Annotated in this window: 12 protein-coding genes and 2 pseudogenes; 9 read left to right on the top strand and 5 right to left on the bottom strand. The window is 70.4% G+C overall.

Annotation, left to right across the window (positions count from 1 at the left end; translation table 11 throughout):
* Both ACWCO3_RS19815 and ACWCO3_RS19810 read right to left on the bottom strand, forming a co-directional pair.
* A pseudogene (locus tag ACWCO3_RS19815) lies at nucleotides 1–251 on the bottom strand (hypothetical protein); the annotation flags it as partial.
* Complete coding sequence (locus tag ACWCO3_RS19810; protein ID WP_450011357.1) at nucleotides 248–2587, bottom strand: TRAP transporter fused permease subunit; 2340 nt, start codon at nucleotides 2585–2587, stop codon at nucleotides 248–250. The pseudogene ACWCO3_RS19815 and the gene ACWCO3_RS19810, both read right to left, overlap by 4 nt.
* Before the next feature lie 174 nt (nucleotides 2588–2761).
* Here ACWCO3_RS19810 and ACWCO3_RS19805 point away from each other — a divergent pair, with 174 nt between their 5' ends.
* Both ACWCO3_RS19805 and ACWCO3_RS19800 read left to right on the top strand, forming a co-directional pair.
* Entirely contained in the window at nucleotides 2762–3694 is a 933-nt protein-coding gene (locus ACWCO3_RS19805; protein ID WP_145779454.1) for an ABC transporter ATP-binding protein, read from the top strand.
* A gap of 155 nt (nucleotides 3695–3849) precedes the next feature.
* Complete coding sequence (locus tag ACWCO3_RS19800) at nucleotides 3850–4389, top strand: hypothetical protein (RefSeq protein ID WP_358167366.1); 540 nt, start codon at nucleotides 3850–3852, stop codon at nucleotides 4387–4389.
* A 21-nt stretch (nucleotides 4390–4410) separates the two neighbouring features.
* Here ACWCO3_RS19800 and ACWCO3_RS19795 read toward each other — a convergent pair whose 3' ends face one another.
* Entirely contained in the window at nucleotides 4411–4617 is a 207-nt protein-coding gene (locus tag ACWCO3_RS19795) for a flavin reductase (RefSeq protein WP_450011354.1), read from the bottom strand.
* 288 nt (nucleotides 4618–4905) lie between these two features.
* Here ACWCO3_RS19795 and ACWCO3_RS19790 point away from each other — a divergent pair, with 288 nt between their 5' ends.
* The 5 genes from ACWCO3_RS19790 to ACWCO3_RS19770 all read left to right on the top strand — a co-directional run bounded on the left by ACWCO3_RS19790 (nucleotide 4906) and on the right by ACWCO3_RS19770 (nucleotide 8875).
* Complete coding sequence (locus tag ACWCO3_RS19790) at nucleotides 4906–5694, top strand: helix-turn-helix domain-containing protein (RefSeq protein WP_358167363.1); 789 nt, start codon at nucleotides 4906–4908, stop codon at nucleotides 5692–5694.
* Nucleotides 5685–5879 carry a DUF397 domain-containing protein gene (locus ACWCO3_RS19785; RefSeq protein ID WP_145779459.1) on the top strand — a complete coding sequence of 65 codons (195 nt, stop codon included), beginning with the start codon at nucleotides 5685–5687 and terminating at the stop codon, nucleotides 5877–5879. Before ACWCO3_RS19790 ends, ACWCO3_RS19785 begins: the two co-directional genes overlap by 10 nt.
* Nucleotides 5880–6175: 296 nt before the next feature.
* A complete protein-coding gene (locus tag ACWCO3_RS19780) occupies nucleotides 6176–6964 on the top strand; it encodes an ABC transporter permease (protein ID WP_145779460.1) in 789 nt (262 codons plus the stop codon).
* Nucleotides 6965–6975: 11 nt separating this feature from the next.
* Entirely contained in the window at nucleotides 6976–7785 is an 810-nt protein-coding gene (locus tag ACWCO3_RS19775; protein WP_450011351.1) for an ABC transporter permease, read from the top strand.
* Between the two features lie 64 nt (nucleotides 7786–7849).
* Entirely contained in the window at nucleotides 7850–8875 is a 1026-nt protein-coding gene (locus ACWCO3_RS19770; protein ID WP_450011349.1) for a YihY/virulence factor BrkB family protein, read from the top strand.
* A 74-nt stretch (nucleotides 8876–8949) separates the two neighbouring features.
* Here ACWCO3_RS19770 and ACWCO3_RS19765 read toward each other — a convergent pair whose 3' ends face one another.
* Both ACWCO3_RS19765 and ACWCO3_RS19760 read right to left on the bottom strand, forming a co-directional pair.
* Nucleotides 8950–9423, bottom strand: coding sequence for a hypothetical protein (locus tag ACWCO3_RS19765; protein ID WP_167524773.1), 474 nt, complete (start codon nucleotides 9421–9423; stop codon nucleotides 8950–8952).
* 521 nt (nucleotides 9424–9944) lie between these two features.
* Nucleotides 9945–10994: pseudogene (locus tag ACWCO3_RS19760) on the bottom strand (chorismate-binding protein); the annotation flags it as partial.
* A 206-nt stretch (nucleotides 10995–11200) separates the two neighbouring features.
* On the opposite strand from ACWCO3_RS19760, the gene ACWCO3_RS19755 reads away from it, so the two are divergent.
* Both ACWCO3_RS19755 and ACWCO3_RS19750 read left to right on the top strand, forming a co-directional pair.
* Nucleotides 11201–12613 carry an FGGY family carbohydrate kinase gene (locus tag ACWCO3_RS19755; RefSeq protein WP_145779989.1) on the top strand — a complete coding sequence of 471 codons (1413 nt, stop codon included), beginning with the start codon at nucleotides 11201–11203 and terminating at the stop codon, nucleotides 12611–12613.
* A gap of 99 nt (nucleotides 12614–12712) precedes the next feature.
* A partial coding sequence (locus ACWCO3_RS19750) for a nitrate- and nitrite sensing domain-containing protein (RefSeq protein ID WP_450011346.1) occupies nucleotides 12713–14761 on the top strand: 2049 nt, incomplete at its 3' end.

Genomic DNA, 14761 nt, shown 5'->3' with positions numbered 1-14761 from the left:
GATGTCGGCGGTACGACACCCGCTGATCGGGCCTCAGACGGGAGAAACATATGCGTACCCAGAAACAAGCCCGCGCTGTCGTACTCGTGCTGGGTGCCGGTGGCGATGCCGACGCGGGTCTCCTTGGTCACCTCGCAGGTGACCTCGCTGGCCGTGTCGTCAGTGTCCGCGCCGCCCTGCTGACCCCCGCAACCCGCGACGAGGGCGAGCACGCTGAGACCCGCCGCGAGCCGTACGTCGATTCGTCTCACAGTTTCTCCTCTTTTGGTGTTCGCGGTCGGCCCGTGGATCTCCGTCGGATGAACACGCCCGCCGCCGCGACGGCGGCCAGCGCCGTGCCGACGGCGACCGGCACGGGTTCGAGCCAGAGCAATGTGACGCCGGCGAGCGCGCCCAGCACCCGCTCCGGTGCGCCGGCGGGGCCCACACCGGGCAGCCAGCCACCGGCGGCGACGGCGAGCACCGCGACGCTGAGCGCGGTGACCACGGCGGCGAACGCGATCCGCTGGACGCCGCCGATGCCGAGCAGACCCAGGCCGGCCGGCGTGATGACGAACGCGATCGGGGTCAGGTACGCCGGCAGCGCGTACCGCAGGGTCTGCCACATGGTCGGCACCAGCCGACCGCCGGTGACGGCGGCGGCGGCCACCGCGGCGAGCGCGGTCGGCGGCGACACCTCGGACAGGACCGCGAAGTAGAACACGAACATCGCCGCGGCGGGTGCTGTCACGCCCAGGTCGAGCAGGGCCGGGCCGACGATCACCCAACCGATCACGAACGAGGCGGTGACCGGCACGGCCAGGCCCAGCAGGCTGAGCGCGACGGCGGCGAGCAGCGCGGTGAGCACCAGGACCAGTGTCGGGTCCGAGGTGGCCGCCTTCGCCCCGCCGATCAGCAACGCCGCCGCCTGTGGCCCGAGGCCGGTCTTCGTGGTGGTCGCCGTGATGATGCCGGCGGCGGCGCAGACCGCCGTCACCGCGAGCACGCCGCGTACACCGGTGACGAGCGCGGTCACCAGCCGTTCCGGGGTGAGCCGGTGCGCGCGATCCAGGTAGGACAACGCGGCGGCGAGGATGATGGCAAAGACGACAGCCCTCGTCGCGGACATGCCGATCGCGAGGAAGACGATGATGGCGATCAGCGAGGCGAAGTGGTAGCCGAAGCGGGCCAGCAGACGCCAGGGCGAGCCGACGTCGATCACGACCGGCCGCACACCGGAACGGCGCGCGTCGATCTCCACCGAGAGCAGGATGCCCAGGTAGTAGAGCACCGTGGGCACCGTCGCCCAGCCCAGCACCTGGAGGTACGAGACGCCCAGGTACTCGGCGATGATGAACGCCGCAGCGCCCAGGGTCGGCGGGGAGAGGATGGCGCCCACCCCGGCCGCCGCCAACATGCCACCGGCCCGTTCCGGCGGATAGCCGGCGCGGCGCAGCAGCGGCCAGGTGACCGCCCCGATGCTCACCGTCGTCGCCGCCCCGGAGCCGGAGACGGTGCCGAGCAGGAAACCGGAGGCCACCGCCGTGCGACCGGCGGCGGTGCGCGAGCGGCGGAACGCGGCAGCCGACAACTCGACGAAGAACCGCCCGGCCCCGGACAGCTCCAGCACCGCGCCGTAGATGGTGAACAGCACGATGTACGAGGCGGCCACGTCCAGGGGAGTGCCGTAGAAACCGCTGTCGGAGTTGTAGAACGCGTCCACCAGTTGGCTGAAGTCGAGGCCGGCGTGGGCGACCGGCCAGGACTGCGGCAGCAACCCGCCGTAGTAGCCGTAACCGAGGAACAGCAGGCAGACCGCCGGCAGGATCCACCCGGTGGTGCGCCGGCAGGCCTCCAGCAGCAGAAGCAGCAGGACGGTGCCCAGCACCAGGTCCGCCGGCGCCAGCAGGCCCTGCCGGTCGAGGAAGGCGTTGTAGCCGCCGCCACCCGTACCGATCGGGATCGGCAGGACGGGGTAGAGACAGGCTGCCGCGGCCAGCGCGACCAGCACCCAGTCGGTGGCGGTCGGCCGCGCCCGGGTGCTTTCGCTGTCACGGTCGGCGTTGTTGCCGTCGGTGCTGTCGCTGTCGCTGTCGATGCGCCGTCGCCGGGCGCGGAAGCGGGCCGGCAGCCGCAGGTCGGCCGGGTAGGCAAGAAAAACAAGAGGGAGTACGCCGGCGAGAAAGATGATCAAGTAGTACTTGCTGCCCTGCGACAGTGGGCGGAACACCTGCCAGAGAGCGAGTGCGCCGACCGCCAGCGACACCCCGGTGAGGAGCAGACCCGTTGGCCCGTTCAGCACCCGGCCCGGCTTCTCGTCCTCGAACTGGGCGGCGAGGTCGCGGGTGGCCCGTTCGGCGGCATCGGCGGAACCCGTCCGGTCGGCTGTGCCCAGGTGGACCGCGCTGGGGTGTGGCGTGGTCGCGTCGCTCGGGCGTGGCCCGGTCGCTTCCTTGGTCTTCGGGGCAGGCCTGGAGGTGCCGTCTGGCTCGGGCGTCGGGCGCGGTCGGGGTGCCGCACGGTCGGTGCTGCCCGCGGGCTCGCCGGCGGGAGAGTTGGCTGGTCGGGCAGGGGGCGACGAACCATCGGGCGTACTGATGGGCGACACGGAGGGACGATACACGTCGATCGGTCGGCGCGTGGGGCATCGATCGGCGTTTCGGCGGATAGGTCCCGCCGGCCGTGGCGCGGCGGCGGTTCTGCGGAGGTCGGTGGTGCGGATGGCCGGTCGCGGCGGATATTTGCGTGGAGGGCTGTCGGACCCGGCGGTTAGGGTCGGGCGGTGACTTTGGGGCGACCACTGATTCAGGCTCGCGGGCTGGTGAAGCGGTTCGGTGACTTCACCGCAGTGGACGGCATCGACGTCGAGGTCCGCTCGGGTGAGGCGTTCGGTTTCCTCGGGCCCAACGGCGCCGGCAAGTCCTCCACCATGCGGATGGTCGGCTGCATCTCCCCGCCCAGCGCCGGCGAGCTGCGCATTCTCGACCTCGACCCGGTGGCCGACGGGCCGGCGATCCGGGCGCGTCTCGGTGTGTGCCCGCAGTTGGACAATCTCGATCCGGAGTTGACAGTCCGGGAAAACCTGACCGTCTACGCCCGCTACTTCGGCATCTCCCGCCGGGCTGCCCGGGAGCGCGCGGCCGAGCTGCTCGACTTCGTCCAGCTCACCGAGCGGGCCGACAGCAAGGTCGAGCCGCTGTCCGGCGGCATGAAGCGTCGGTTGACCATCGCCCGCGCCCTGGTCAACGACCCGGAGATCGTGCTGCTGGACGAGCCGACCACCGGGCTCGACCCGCAGGCGAGGCACCTGGTGTGGGAGCGGCTGTTCCGGCTCAAGCAGCAGGGCGTCACGCTGGTGCTCACCACGCACTACATGGACGAGGCCGAGCAGCTCTGCGACCGCCTCGTGGTGATGGACGGCGGGCGGATCGTCGCGGAGGGCTCGCCGCGCGCCCTGATCGAGCAGCACTCCACCCGCGAGGTGGTCGAGCTGCGCTTCGCCGCCGAGTCCCAGGAGCCGTTCGCTGGCAAGCTCGCCGGGCTGGGGGAGCGGGTCGAGGTGCTGCCCGACCGGGTCCTGCTCTACGTGCCGGACGGCGACGCGGCGGTCGCCGAGGTCACGGCGTTGGGGCTCAACCCGGCCAACGTGCTGGTCCGGCGCAGCGGCCTGGAGGACGTCTTCCTGCACCTGACCGGCCGCACCCTCGTCGACTGACCATTCTGATCTTGGGCGTATCGACCCCGCGCCCGCGAAGATCCACTCGGCTTCCTGAAAGTCGGGGTGTCACAGCGGGGTGGACAGCCCGATTCCCTGAAATCCGAGTCGATCAACGTCTGGGACCGCCGGTCAGTCCCACCCCAGGAGGTTTCATGTCCGATCTGTTGGCCGCCAACCGACGTCAGGCCGGGCTGACCGCTCTCTACCTGGGCATCTTCGCGATGGTCTGGTTCAGTGTGCCGGCGGCCGAGCAACCGCTGCGGGCCCTGCTCGTGGTGGGCAGCATCGCCGCACTGCTCACCGCAGTGCTGGGCGGTGTGCTGTCCGCCCGACTCCGCGGGGTCGGCAGCCCCCGGGACCGGGCAGCCGACCGCCCGTACCTGCTCATCGTCGTCGCCGAGTTCGCCGCCGCTGGGCTGGGTGCCGCCGTGCTGATCGCCGCCGACCGGTCCGAGTACGTGCCGGTGCTGGTCTGCCTGGTGGTCGGTCTGCACTTCTTCCCGCTCGCCCCGCTCCTGCGGGACCCACTGCTTCGTCCGCTCGGCGTCGCACTGTGCCTGGTCGCGGTGGCAGGGCTCGTCACCGGCCTCGCCTCGGCGGTCTCCGCCGGCCTGGTGGTCGGCGTCGGCGCGGGACTGCTGCTGCTCGGTTACGCCGTGCAGGCGCTGGTCCGCGCGTACCGACCGGCCTGACCAACCGCCGACGAGCACCGCTCAACGGGCGCTGGCCCAGGTGAGGAATCGTTCGGTCAGCAGATCCTGTCCGGGCAGGTCACCGGCCGCCTCGTCGAGCAGTGCAGCGAGGTAGACGAGCAGGCCGATCCGGTCCTCGCGGTACTCGCCGAGCAGCGACAGGCGAGCCGGCGAGCAGGGCCACGCCGCGCCGCAGACCCGGCAGCGCCAGGACGGGCGTGCCGCCACGTGCGGGCGGTACCGGGGCATCAGTGCCCGCCACCGTCATGAGCCGACCAGGTGAGTCGCACGAAGGAACCTCCATCGGGTGGGTGGGAGCGCCCCGGATCGGGGGTTCACGGGGCGCTCCCGGCCTGGTTCCGCCCGCCGTCCGATCCCGTGAGCGGTTCCGCTGTGTGACAGTCTGGTGAGGACCCGACTACGGTGGGAGGTTCCGCACGCCGACGACCAGCGCGTACGGCGAGCGGCCCAGCACGGTACGAAGATGTACGGGGGTTGTCCGTGGAGAGTTCGTCCATGCTGGAGCACTTCGCCGAGGAGCTGCGGCTGGCTCGGGCCACCGCTGGGATGTCACAGGCGGCGCTGGCCGAGGCGTTGAGCTATTCCGGGGCGCTCGTCGCCAAGGTGGAGACGTCCGAGCGCCGGCCAAGTCTGGACTTCGCGCGGCGGTGTGACGCCGTGTTCCAGGCCGACGGGAGGTTCGAGCGCATCCAACGGCGGATCAGCCGCGAGACAGTCGTGCCCTGGTTCCGCGACTGGGCCGGCATCGAACAGGAGACCACAGCGCTGCGCTGGTTCGAGCCGCTCTGCGTGCCAGGTTTGTTGCAGACCGAGGGCTACGCGCGCGCACTACTGACCGGCGGCGGGCTGTTCGCGCCGGACGAGATCGAGCAACAGGTGTCGACCAGGCTGGACCGGCAGGCGCTGCTCGCGCGTGACCGGCCACCGCTGCTCACTGCCCTGATCGACGAGCACGTGCTGCGCCGAACCGTTGGCGGGCCGGAAGTCATGCGCGAGCAGATTCAGCACCTCGTGAAACTCGGTTCGGCGTTCCCCCGGGTCCGAATCCAGGTGGTGCCAACCTCTGCTGGTGCTTACGTTGGGCTCGGAGGGCCCTTCGTGATCGCTAGTTCGACGCAGGGGGAGGACCTTGTCTACCTTGCCGGCCAGCGTCACGGTCAGGTCATCGACCGATCCGAGTACGTGCGTCAGATGGTCGAGGTGTGGGAGTCAATCCGGGGTGAGGCACTATCGCACGGGCAGTCCCTCGACCTTATGGCGGAAGTGGCGGAGACATGGATTTGACCGGTGCCCGGTGGCGCAAGAGCACGCGTAGTGGCCCGGACGGCGGCAACTGTGTGGAGGTTGCCGACAATCTGCCTGGGCTGGTGGCCGTCCGCGATTCCAAGGACCCGGCCGGGCCGGTGCTGGTCTTCACGCCTGGCGCGTGGCGCACGTTTGTCTGGTCTGATCCCGTCCGCCGGGTGTGATCGACTCCAGGTCGGCGATATGGGGGTGTCCGCTCGCGGCAATACCGCCACGTCGCGCCCGCAGCCCTGATCGACTCGGATTTCAGGAGAACGGGGCATCCCGCGGCGACTGATACCCCGACTTCCTGCAAGCCGAGTCGATCACGGCGGCGGTCGCGTCGAGCGAGGTCGGCGCGCCGGTCGAGGCGGCGAAACCCGGGCGACACATCGACCGCGTCGCCGTAGGGTGACCGGCGGTCTGTCGTACCCCCGGGGTAGACAGGTCGTGGTGCCGACGCAGTGGGCGGGGTGGTCGTGTGAGTGTGGCGGGATCGGCGCGGTTTCCGTGGGTGCCGGCGTACGCGGTGTTCGAGCACTACCTGGTCGGTCTGCGGCGCACCTGGCGGGCGGGGGTGTTCTCCTCGTTCCTGCTGCCGGTGCTGACCGTGCTCGGCTTCGGGCTGGGCGTGGGGGCCTACATCGACCAGGGCGTCGGCGGGGTGCGCTACCTCGACTGGCTGGTGCCCGGTCTGATCGCCTCGACCGCGCTCCAGGTGACAGTCGGTGACTCCACCTGGCCGGTGTTCAGCAACTTCCAGTGGGTCAAGACCTACTTCTCGCAGGCTGCCTCACCGTTGCGGGTGGGCGACATCGTGGCCGGGCACCTGGCCTTCGTGCTGTTCCGGGTACTCACCACGATCGCGGCGTTCTTGCTGGTCACCGGGTTGTTCGGGGCGTTGCGCTCGCCGTGGGCGGTGGTCACCCTGCCGGTGGTCGCGTTGCTCGGGCTGGCCGTCGCCGCGCCGACCTTCGCGTACGCGGCGTCGGTGTCCAGCGACAGTTGGCTGGCGATGCTGTTCCGGTTCGCGGTCATCCCGATGACGCTCTTCGCCGGGGTGTTCTTCCCGGTCGAGTCACTGCCCGACGCGTTGCGGTGGTTGGCGTACGTGACGCCGCTGTGGCATGCCGTCGACCTGTGCCGCGCGGCCACCCTTGGCGTCGCCCCGCAGTGGTCCATCGTCGGGCACGTGCTCTACCTGGGTGCCTGGGCCGCCGCCGGTTGGCTGTTGGCGGTGCGCACGTTCCGTCGCAAGCTGGTCGTCTAGGAAGGCTTGTCGTGGTCACGCTGATCCTGCCCCGGCTTGTCGACGTCTCCGCCGCGTCCCGGCGGTCGGCCTCGGTGGTCGAGCGCAACCTCGCGGCGCTGAAGTCGGTCTACTGGCTGCTGCTGCTCTCCGGCTTCGTGGAGCCGCTGCTCTACCTGCTGTCGATCGGGGTAAGCGTCGGCGCGCTGGTCGGCGACCTGCCGTTGCCGGACGGACGACTGGTCTCGTACGCCGAGTTCGTGGCCCCGGCGATGCTCGCCTCGTCGGCGATGACCGGCGCGCTCGCGGAGACCACCTTCAACTTCTTCGGCAAGATGAAGTACATGAAGCTGTACGACGGGATGATCGCCACCCCGGTACGGCCGTTCGAGATCGCCGTCGGTGAACTGGGTTGGGCGATGCTGCGAGGCAGCGCCTACTCGGCCGCGTTCCTCGGGGTGATGGTCGCTCTGGACCTGACCAGCGTGACTCGGGCGCTGACTGCTCTGCCGGCGGCGGTGCTGGTCGGGTTCGCGTTCGGGGCGCTGGGCATGGCGATCTCCACCTTCATGCGCAGCTGGCAGGATTTCGACCTGGTGGGCTCCGCCCAATTCACCCTCTTCCTGTTCTCCGGCACCTTCGTGCCGGCGCAGGCCTACCCGACAGTGCTGCACTGGCTGATCGAGATCACTCCGCTGTACCGGTCGGTGCACCTGATCCGCGGGGTCGCGCTGGGCAGCGGCGGGTGGCTGTGGCTGCTCGACGTGCTCTACCTGCTGGTGGTGGTGGCGGTCGGCCTGCTGGTGGCATCGCGTCGAATGGGCAGGTTGCTCTACAAGTAGGGGTTACGCGCGACAGTTGACGGGGCATGTCCGGAGGTGACACCGCCGACGATGAGGAGAGGCGATGGCCTCGAACGAGTCTTCCGCCCAGCGGGAGCAGGAGCGTGATCCCGCCAGCGCGCCGGTTGGTCCCGACGCGGGGCCGGACAGCCCCACCGACCTGCCCGGCAGTGGGTGGAAGGCGGCCCTGCGCCGGACGTTCAGCGAGTTCCAGGACGACAGCCTGACCGACTGGGCGGCGGCACTCACCTACTACGGGGTGCTGTCCATCTTCCCCGGCGTGCTGGTGCTGATCTCGATCCTCGGCCTGCTCGGCGAGAGCGCCACCCAGGGCGTCACTGACACTGTCAACCAGGCGGTGCCCGAGGACAGCATCCGGAAGATCATCACCGACGCGATCTGTGCCGCTGACAACGGTGGCCTCGCCAGCGTCGCGGCGATCATCGGTCTCGTAGCGGCGTTCTGGTCCGCCTCCGGCTACGTCGGCGCGTTCATGCGCGCCTCGAACACGATCTACGACGTGCCGGAGGGGCGGCCGATCTGGAAGACGCTTCCGATCCGGCTGGGCGTGACGGCGGTGATCGGGGTGCTGCTGCTGGCCAGCGCCGTGATCGTGGTGTTCACCGGTCGCCTGGCCGAGTCGGTCGGCGACGTGATCGGGGTCGGCTCGACGGCGGTCGCGGTGTGGGACATCGCCAAGTGGCCGGTGCTGCTGGTCCTGGTCAGCCTGATGTTCGCGATCCTCTACTGGGCCTCGCCGAACGCCCGCCACGGTGGTTTCCGCTGGGTGAGCCCCGGCGGTGTGCTGGCGGTGGTGATCTGGCTGCTGATCTCCGGGCTGTTCGCCTTCTACGTGAGCAACTTCGGTTCGTACGACAAGACGTACGGGACGCTGGCCGGGGTGATCATCTTCTTGGTCTGGCTCTGGCTGAGCAACATCGCGATCCTCCTGGGCGCCGAGTTCGACGCCGAGTTGGAGCGCGGCCGTGCCATCGCGGCGGGTCACGGCGTGGACGACGAGCCGTACGTCGAGCTGCGCGACGACCGCAAACTCCGCAAGAAGCGCAACCAGCGGGGTTCGGTCGACTGAGACGACGCGTCAGCGGCTACCGGGCCCGTTCTGGGCCCGGTAGCCACTGGCGCGCACAATTGTGGAGCTGACTGTCAGCTGCAGGCTGAGGTGAGGCACCAGCCGTTGAGCGTGACTTCCTGGAGGTCGTTCACCTTGTGCCAGCCGGGGTAATATTTGTTACCCACGCTGTCGTAATAAATGTATCCGCTGGGCACCTGGAAACCGTCAGTGTCCCGGAATTCGTAGTAGTACCTCGAATCGGATGCGCTGCCCTGGCCGGCCGGCAGCCACATGGTTTTGCTGTTGGTTGGCCAGTTGCCTGAGAGCTTCACGGATCGGCCCAGCCGGTTCTTCACCTCACCGCAGAAAATGCCGGCGGTGCAGTTGCCGAGCGGGACGAAGTCCGAGCCAGCGGGGTTGGAAGCAGCCTGCTGGACGGGTGCGGCGACCGTTGTCGCGACGGCGGAGCCCGTCGAAGCTGGTGCCGCCTGGGCCGCCGACGGCACCAGGAACGCGAAGAAGGTCGCTGCGGACACGGCCGCGATAAATCGCGTCGGTCGATTCATTGGGGTCCTTCCCGTCGGGTTTTTCGGGCACGACAGAACGGCGTTTCATCGCGATTGGAGAATTGCGGTGCGCGATTCGACCCCGTGGCTGTCGATGTCTAAGGACGCTATCGGTGACGTAGACGACTGTCAACGTCCTTTGCAATTGTTGTGGTGCTGGACACGGGCTGTTCAGCGTGCTCTCCGTTGGCGTATTCGCTGCTTGAGCAGGGTTTGGCGGCACCGCTGCGGTTCCGCCTGAGCTGACCCATCGGATGCACCCCACCCACGCCGAGTGCGGTTGCCAAGATCCGCGCAACTTCGGTGAAGTTGCTGCCTCAGCGTGCGGCGAGCCAGCACTTTCCCCGATGTTGCGCGGATCTTGGAGGGGCGGGGGTGTGCGGAGCGGTCAGCTCCCGCGCGGAAGGGTGTCCCGGCTCCCAAGATCGTGCAAGAACCAGGATGTAGTGGTGTCGGTGCGGCGGTGAGGCCCCTATTTCCTGGTTCGTGCACGATCTTGGCGCGGGGCGCGGGGCGCGGCGACCGGCGGGGGAGATCTCGGCGGTACGGATCAGGATCGGGGCGTCGAGTGTCTGCCGGCCGGCCTCGTCGTGGCCGACCAGGGCGAGCACGCCCGAGTAGTAGCCCCGGCCCCGGCGTTCGTGTCGGGCGATCACCCGGCAGGCGTTCTCCATCGGGCTGCCCGTGACGGTCGGCGCGAACATCGTCTCGCGCAGCACCTCCCGCACGTCCCGGGTGCTCTGCCCGGCGAGCAGGTACTCGGTGTGCGCCAGGTGTGACATCTCCTTCAGGTACGGGCCGATCACCTGGCCGCCGTGTTCGGCGACGGTGGCCATCATCTTCAGCTCCTCGTCGAGGACCATGTACAGCTCCTCGACCTCCTTCGGGTCGGCGAGGAAACGCAGCAGCGCCTCCCGGTCCGGGGTGTCGCCGGCGCGCCGGAAGGTGCCGCTGATCGGGTTCATCATCACCAGCCCGTCGTCGACACTGACGTGCCGTTCGGGACTCGCGCCGACCAGTGTCCGGGAGCCGGTGTGCACCACGAACGTCCAGTACGCGCCGCGTTCGGCGACCAGCAGCCGGCGCAGCGCGGCCAGCGCCGCCACCAGCGGTGGACCCTGCACGGTGGCGTGCATGGTGCGGTGGATGACGAAGTTCGCGCCCTCGCCCCGGCCGATCTCCTCGGCGAGCACCCGGTGCACGGTCCGCGAGTAGTCCTCGTCGGTGATGTCGAACGCGGCGTCGGCGGTGCGGACCTGCTCGTCGGGCAGCACGGCCAGGGCGTCGGCCAGGGCGATCCGTCCGTGGTCGCGGATCCGGAGGCACTCCAACGGGGCACCGTCTTCGACGCAGGCGAAGCCGCGCTCGGAGATCTGCCGGTACGGCACCAGGGCCAGCGTCTGCGGCCCCGACGTGCCCGGCGTCAGCGGGATGTCCGCGAGCCGTTCGACAGTGTCGACAGTGCCGGTGAACAGCTCCAGGTCGTCCGCGCCCTCACGGCGTAGCAGGGCGAAAGGGCCGGGGTCGACACCGCGGCCGATGGCGGTGAGCAGGTCGGTCAGGTGGGTCATCGGGAGTCTCCGTCGGGCTCGGCGCCGCCGTTGTGGCGGTCATCCGGCCGGGAGATCCGGCAGCCGCCTGGAGGGCGGCCGCGTGGATGGAGCTACGCGCGGGAGGTGGCCGCCGGGTCGGCGGGCCACCAACTAGTCAGATGCGCGAGCATGTGATCCACCTTACGCGCCCGTCGCCCGGTTCGCACCGGGTAACTTGACCGGCGATGAACATTCTCGCGCTCGATCTGGGCACCTCCTCGGTCCGAGGGCTGGTGCTGGACGGGGACACCCGACCGCTGCCCGGCGCCCTGGCCCGGCGCAAGGTCGAACTCGCCATCGGCGACGACGGGACCGGCACGCTCTCCGCTCCCGACTATCTCGCCTCGCTGGTCGAGTGCCTGGACGAGTTGGCCGAGGCGGGCCACCTGCACGACGTGGACCTGGTGGCGGTCTCCGCGCAGTGGCACTCGGTGCTCCCGCTGGCCCACGACGGCGCGCCGCTGGGCCCGGTGATCACGTGGCTGGACACCCGGCCCGCGCCGGTGGGCGGTACGGCGGGCCCGGCCGACCCGGACGGCTTCCACCAGCGCACCGGCTGCTGGTGGCACCGCTCCTACTGGTCGATGCGGCTGCCCTGGTTGCGCGAGCGGTCCGGCACCTCGATCTCCCGGTTCGTCGGTCTGCCCGAGTACCTGCTGGGCGAGCTGCTCGACTCGGCGCCCATGTCGATCTCCCAGGCCTCCGGGACCGGTCTGCTGGATCTGCGCACCCTGCGCTGGGACGAGGAGGCGCTGACGCTGGCCGGGGCGCGTCCGCAGGACCTGCCGTCCCTCGGCGCGCTGGACTGGCACGGCCGGCTCCGGGCCGACCTGGCCGGGCGCTGGCCGCAGCTGGCCCAGGCCCGCTGGTCGCCACCGGTCGGCGACGGCGGTGCGTCGAACGTCGGGTCGGGCTGCGTCGACCCGAGCCGGGCCGCCGTCACCGTCGGCACCTCCGCCGCCGTACGGCTCATGCAGCGGATCCCGGCCGGTGAGCCGATGCCCCGGCTCCCCGAACGGCTCTGGCGTTACCGGGTCGACCATGACCACGTCGTGACGGGGGCGGCGTACGCCTGTGGCGGCAACCTGTTCGCCTGGGCGGACCGGGAGCTGCGGTTGCCCCAGGGTGCGGAGCTGGACGCGGCGCTGGCGCTGGTGCCCACCGGCGGTGGCCGACCGGCCGACCCCCGGTTCGGCGGTGACCGGGCACCCGGCCTGGCGCCGGCGGGCACCGGTGAGCTGCGCGGCCTCAGCTTCAGCACCACAGCGGTGGACATCCTGGCCGGGCTCATGCAGGGGCTGTGCGAGCTGGTCGCCGAGGATCTCGGGGTGCTGGAGTCCACCATCGACAAACCGGTGGGTGTGGTGCTCGGTGGGGGTGCGGTGGCGGCGTCGGTGTGGTGGCGGCAGGCTTTCGCCGCCGCGCTCGCACCGCGACCGGTCTCGCACCAACGCAACCCGGAAATCGGTGCCACCGGAGCGGCGCTGGTGGCGCTCGGCCGGTTCGGTGACGCGATCGGCCTCGCCGACATCGGCCGGACGGACGAGCTGGTACTACCGACCACGGCAGGACGTTCCCACCCGCAGTATCCTTCCTGAACCACCGCTCAGCCCAAACCGTTGACAGTCCAACCAAGCCTGGTTGGATGGACTGCGCTCCCCGGACCGCGGCGGACGCGGTAGCACGGAGGAGGCAGGGTGGCGGCAGGTCCCGAGCCGGCGAACGGCGCGGTGTCGAACCATCGCCGGCGCCGCTTCGATGTCCGGGTGGTGCCGCATCGGCGACGGTCTCCGTTCCGGCTGCGCGACTGGCGGATGAGCACGAAGCTCGCCACCGTGCTGGTGGTTCCGTCGATGGCGTTCCTGCTGCTCGCCGGTGTGCAGACCAGCGCCCTGGTGGGGCGGACGACAGCGCTCAACGACTTCTCCCGTCAGGTCGGCATCGGCCGACAGATCACTGCGGCGGTGCACCAGCTCCAGCAGGAGCGCGACCGTACGGCGGGCGAGTTGGGTGAGCTGCGCAGGGGCGGCGACCGGGCGGCCGCCTCGGCCAACCTGAAGCCGTTGCAGACGGCCACCGACCGGGCCATCGTGGACCTGAGCCGGGCGGCCGAGCCGCTGGCCGACGCCGACGCTTCCTGGCGGGTCGCGTTCTCCGAGGCACTGGAGGCGTACGACCAGGTGATCGACATTCGCCCGGCGATCCCGCCGGCGGTGCTCAGCAACGAGACCATCCTGAGCAACTACCACCGGGCTGTCGGCGCGATGCTCGACCTGCTCGCCGAGCCGACCCCTGGTCAGGGCCAGTCGGCGTTGAACGACGCGGTGCTGCGCTACGTCCAACTGGCCCGGGTCAAGGAACTCTCCTCCCGGGTGCGAGCCCAGCTCTACGCCGCCGGTCGCGCCGGCACGTACGGCACCGAGGACCGGGTGATCCTCAGTGATCTTCGTGGCCAGCAGCTGACCGCGCTCAGCGCGTTCCGGGTGGCTGCCACATCCGACCAGATCCGCCGGTACGACGAAACCTCCGTCACTCCGACGTTCCTGGTCGCCACCGGGTTGGAGGAGCGCAGCCTGCCCGGCGGGACCGCGTCGCCGGAGGTGCTGCCCTCGGAGCAGTGGTGGTCGGCCAGCGAGCAGCGTCAGGAGCTGCTGCGCCAGCTCGAGGCGGGTGTGCTGGACGACGCCGTGCGACAGGCCGACGACGCCAGCAGCGAGCAGCTACGGGCCACCCTGCTGGTGGTCGGCGGTGTCGTCGCGGTCCTGCTGGTCGCCCTGCTGATCTCCCTGCTCGTCGGCCGGTCGGTTGCCCGGTCGATGCGGTTGCTGCGGAGCCAGGCGCTCCGGATCGCGCAGGTGGAGCTGCCGGACGCCCTGGACCGCCTGAAGGCCGTCACCGGCGGTGTGCCGGGCATCGAGGTCGCGCCGGCGGTGGTCCGCTCGCTCGACGAGATCGGCGAGCTGGCGGAGGCGTTCGTCGCGGTGCACCGCAGCGCCGTCACTGTCGCCGTCGAGCAGGCACTCATGCGGCGCAACGTCAACGCCATGTTCGTCAACCTGGCCCGCCGCAGCCAGGTGCTGGTGGAGCGGCAGCTGGAGCTGCTGGACGACCTGGAGCGCGAGGAGAGCGACCCGGACCAGCTGGAGAACCTGTTCAAGCTCGACCACCTGGCCGCCCGGATGCGCCGTAACGACGAGAGCCTGCTGGTGCTCGCCGGTACGGACTCCACCCGCCGGTGGAACCGGCCCGTCGGCCTCGGCGCGGTGCTGCTGGCCGCCGCCGCGGAGATCGAGCAGTACCAGCGGGTCCGGATCGACGCGGTGGCCGACGTGTACGTGGTCGGGCACGCCGTCGGCGAGTTGGTGCACATGCTGGCGGAGCTGTTGGAGAACGCCACCGCCTTCTCGCGTCCGGACACGACGGTGGTGGTGACGGCGAGGGTCGACGCCGCCACCGCTCTGGTCGAGATCGCCGACCGTGGCCTGGGGATGAGCCCGACCGCGCTGACCGAGGCGAACGCGGTGCTGGCCAGCCCTCCGGCAGCGGACGTCGCGACGGTGGAGCGGATGGGCCTCTTCGTGGTCAGCCACCTGGCCGCACGGCTCGGCGTACGGGTCAGGTTGGACGACCACCAGGGCGGTCTGGTCGCCCGGCTCGCGTTGCCCGCGGCGATGCTCGCCCCGGCGGGCGCGGTGCAGGCGGATCTGCCCGCGCCGGCCCGCACAGGCGGATCTGCCCGCGCCGGC

It is taken from the genome of Micromonospora sp. NPDC002411 (assembly GCF_053592955.1).
Note: the sequence above shows the minus strand (reverse complement) of the source record. Positions and strands in the feature narration are given on the sequence as shown.